Raw genomic sequence first — 3,921 nt, forward strand, 5'->3', positions numbered from 1 at the left:
GCGATGATTCCAGCTATGGTTCTTATCGCCGTAGGGATGGGTTTTGGGCTAGTCGGACTTCAGTACGCGGCTGTTACTGGAGTGACCGAATCGGATGCCGGTACAGCTTCCGGAGTCCAAAGGGCGGCAGATCAGCTCGGCGGGTCAGCAGGCATCACCCTCTACATCGGCGTCGGCTTTTCTGGAGCTTCCTTCGGAATAGACCCATTTCTGCTCAGTAGCGCGTTTGCCATCATCGGGTTAATCGGGGCAGGACTGATAGCCATGCGTATATCCATGCCGCGTCATGGTGCCGAGGAAGACGCGTAACAACGAAACCGTCCGAGCCAGCTCCCGTGGCACATGCTGGGCGCATCGTGAAACCGTTTTCTCCGCCTTGGCACAGCGCAGTGACAGGCCCACGACGCGCCCAGCAGGGCAGATCCTGCTGTACAGCAATCAACACGAGTCAATAGTGAACAAATTGATATTCGCCATTACCAGTAGGTATTTTGTCGCGGATGACGGCGTGGACTGAGGTGTATTCGATCGATGAGGCATTTGTGGGGCTGCGCGGTACGCTGGCGCAGGTTCGGGCCGCCGGTGAAGAGCTTAAACGTGAGGTCTGGCGGCTGACTGGACTGCCGGTGTGCGTGGGTATCGCGAAGACGAAGACCCTGGCGAAACTGGCCAATCAAGCCGCAAAGAAGGTTCCGCAGTTGGCTGGCGTGTGCGTGTGGGATCGCGTGCCTGAAACCACCCGGGAAGATTTGCTGGGACAGTTGCCCGTGGGTGAGGTGTGGGGGATTGGCCGACGCATGGTCAAACGGCTCAACGGCTTGGGTATCGTGACGATTAAGGACTTCCGGGACGCCGATGAGTTCCGCATCCGCGAGAAGTTTTCCATTGTGCAGATGCGCACGCTGCTCGAGTTGCGCGGGACCCCGTGTATTCCGATGCAACAAGAACGCGAGACGAAAGATCAGTTGTTGTTTTCGCGTAGCTTCTCGGAGCCAGTTACTGACCGTGAACAGATGGAACAGGTCCTGGCCATTTACGCGCAACGTGCGGCCACCCGGTTGCATAAGCAGCAGACCGAGGCAAAAGTGGTCACCGCCTGGGCGATGACCAGCTACTTCAACGAAGAACAATCCCATCAGCCATCGGCGACCGTCTCGCTGAGCGCCCACACTGCCGATCCCATTGTGTTAACGAAAGCAGCCAAGAGCCTGCTGCCTAAGATTTCACCCGGGACCCGCTATGCCAAAGCGGGCATTACTGTCACCGAATTGCGGCCGGCCGGTGCCCAACAGATGCTTGACGAATTCGCTTCGGACCAGGAAACCAAACAGCTCGGGGCCCTCCTCGAGCAGGTCCGTAGTGAACACGGTAGCGGTGCTATCGGCCTGGGTCGAGCGGATCTGCGCGACGGGCCGTCCTGGCAGATGCGCCGCGATATGATGTCCCCGCGCTACACCACCCACTGGGATGAATTGCTGACCGTTCACGCGAAGTAGCAGACCATTTAATGAGGTGGGGATCCACAGGTCGAGATTTGTGTGACGTGACGCCAGTGTATTTATTGATACTCTGACAAAACTATAACCCCGGAGACATGCTTTCACAGAGGCCTTCCGGGGTCTTCAAGCTTCAGACTAACATGGAGCAATTTGGTGCGAAATGAACGGGATCGCTGGGAGAGGGTTCGCCTATTCCTTTCGACGGAGCGCTTGGAGCCGTATTTCCGGGTCGCTGAAGGTCGGCTTCTCCCAACGTTCGTATTGTACGAGTGGAATATCGCAATTTCAGGCGCTTTCTTTGAATCTCTATCGATTCTTGAAGTTGTCATACGCAATGCCATGAACGCACAGCTACGCCATTTGCCAACTGCTTCCGGGCAGTCCTGGTACGAGGACCCACACACAATCTTGTCGAGAGAAGCCCGCAGAGACATTGGAACAGCCCGGCATCGGTTAGAAAAACTTGGCAGACCTGAGACACTCGGTGGGGTCGTTGCTGAATTGAATTTTGGGTTTTGGAAATATATGGTCGTGACCTCCCCAAGGATTTCGCAACGCTCTTCAATCTCTTCCGCTGGATCGACTTCGACACTCATGACTGGGCGCAAGGCATCACACGGATAGAATCACTTCTCGGTCAGCGTCCATTGACTAAGTAAACGCCAGAATTCTATAGAGCCAATAACGGTCTCTTACTTCGTCATCGGAACCGCCCGGGAAGAAATATACAGATCTTCTGGGCGGTAACGCTGCTGGATCGTGTCGCTGAATTCTTCGCCAGGAATCTCGACGATCGACACCGAAACGGCTTCGGGATCGGTCCCAAATGTTTCGACGTAGAACTGCTGAAGTTTCTCGGCAATGTCGCGCTTAGTGGCTTCGTCGCGACCCGGGTACATGTTCACGGCAATATGCGGCATGAATGCTCCTTGAATGAGCTTGGGATCAGGTGGAATACCCCTCCAGGCTACGCTGTTTGGACAAAGATCGTTGCGGCAACAGCCTTCCACATCAGCCTCGGATACAGTAAAGACTTGAAATACACACCGCAGCAACATACCCGCGCAGACAAAACTAGGGGAGCATTATGGCAAATGTCGTTATTACCGGAGTCGACGGAAGCGAAACCGCAACACTGGCGGCCCGCAAAGCCGCCGAAACAGCCGAAGCCTTCGGTGGCTCACTGCATGTGGTTTCCGCTTATGGCCCGGGGGAGCGCCGGACTCTGGCAGACGGCGTTGAAAAAGTCATTATCAACCTGGTTGAGGACGCCGAACGCACCGTCTCCGAGGCCGCTGAAGCCCTGCGCAAGGACTTCCCGAATTTGACCATTACCGCATCGGTTGCCCATGGCAACCCCGCCGATGTACTTGTTGACGAAGCCGAACAACGCCAGGCTCGCCTCGTCGTCGTCGGCAATAAACGTGCCCAAGGTCCGGCAAGAATCCTTGGGAGTGTCGCTCGTTCAGTGATCTCAAACGCATCCTGCGACGTCTACGTTGCCAATACTCGCCTCGGGTAGCAGACTGCTGCGCTTGACGTTTTTCGGTCCCTAGTGCCGCGCATGGTGCCCTGTTAGAATCGGGCCACCAAACTCACCCCACGCGCGGTGATACACGACGTTGACATCGGGCCTCACCGCCGGAATGACGGATGTGGAGCGAATCATGCGCAATGAGTTTCTAGAAAAATTTGGCATGCTCATCGGGCACTGGGACATGATGCTCTCTGACGCCTGGTTCCTGGAGCCTCGCGATACCGAGGTTCAAGGGGCTGCGACGTTTGAGTGGATTCGCGACGCCTTTATCGGCATGCGCTCGCAGCTGGGCGGCGCACCCTCATATGACCTGATGATCGGATACAGCGACGCGCGCCAGAGCTATATCGCGCTGTATCACGATGAGCGCGGCGTCTCACGGGTATTCAACATGACCTTCGACGGGGCCACCTGGAACCTGTGGCGCGATGACCCGGACTTCTACCAACGCTTCATCGCCGATGTGCGCGGCGATGAGATCGCCGGCCGTTGGGAAGCATCGGAGGATCAGGGCAAGACCTGGCGAAAGGACTATGATTTGACCTTCCGCCGCACCGTAGAGCGCTGACCAAAATGCCGATTCGGTGAACTGTGTCACTAGAATGGCCGGGGATTGCATGTTTATTTGATTCCCCAAGGAGCACACGTGAGCAGCCTGCAGGCACCTACTACTGACCAGGATCTTCCTGGATACCTTCAGGCGCTGGGCGTCCCGGGGATCATCGACCTGCACGTGCATTTCATGCCCGACCGCGTGCAACAAAAAGTCTGGGGATTCTTCGACCGCCTGCCCGAGCTGGGCGAACCCGCCTGGCCCATCGCCTACCGATACTCAGAGTCCCAGCGGGTACAGATACTGCGCGAGCTGGGCGTCAAGGCATTCAG

4 protein-coding genes and 2 pseudogenes are annotated in these 3,921 nt (G+C 56.7%); 5 read left to right on the forward strand and 1 reads right to left on the reverse strand.

Annotation, left to right across the window (positions count from 1 at the left end; translation table 11 throughout):
* Positions 1-309 (forward strand): annotated as a pseudogene (locus K8V32_RS03605) (MFS transporter); the annotation flags it as partial.
* Positions 310-500: 191 nt separating this feature from the next.
* On the forward strand, positions 501-1,496 hold the full coding sequence (locus K8V32_RS03610) for a DinB/UmuC family translesion DNA polymerase (RefSeq protein WP_303903012.1): 996 nt from the start codon (positions 501-503) through the stop codon (positions 1,494-1,496).
* A gap of 695 nt (positions 1,497-2,191) precedes the next feature.
* Here K8V32_RS03610 and K8V32_RS03615 read toward each other — a convergent pair.
* Positions 2,192-2,419 carry a tautomerase family protein gene (locus tag K8V32_RS03615; protein WP_303903014.1) on the reverse strand — a complete coding sequence of 76 codons (228 nt, stop codon included), beginning with the start codon at positions 2,417-2,419 and terminating at the stop codon, positions 2,192-2,194.
* Positions 2,420-2,586: 167 nt separating this feature from the next.
* Between K8V32_RS03615 and K8V32_RS03620 the strand changes: the two genes are divergently transcribed.
* From K8V32_RS03620 to K8V32_RS03630, 3 genes and pseudogenes are all read left to right on the forward strand, one after another.
* Positions 2,587-3,021, forward strand: a complete 435-nt coding sequence (locus K8V32_RS03620; protein ID WP_043058050.1) for a universal stress protein — start codon at positions 2,587-2,589, stop codon at positions 3,019-3,021.
* A 145-nt stretch (positions 3,022-3,166) separates the two neighbouring features.
* Complete coding sequence (locus K8V32_RS03625; protein WP_303903020.1) at positions 3,167-3,604, forward strand: hypothetical protein; 438 nt, start codon at positions 3,167-3,169, stop codon at positions 3,602-3,604.
* 78 nt (positions 3,605-3,682) lie between these two features.
* A pseudogene (locus tag K8V32_RS03630) lies at positions 3,683-3,921 on the forward strand (amidohydrolase family protein); the annotation flags it as partial.

This window comes from Enteractinococcus helveticum, from assembly GCF_020742345.1.
GTDB classification, from domain to species: domain Bacteria; phylum Actinomycetota; class Actinomycetes; order Actinomycetales; family Micrococcaceae; genus Yaniella; species Yaniella helvetica_A.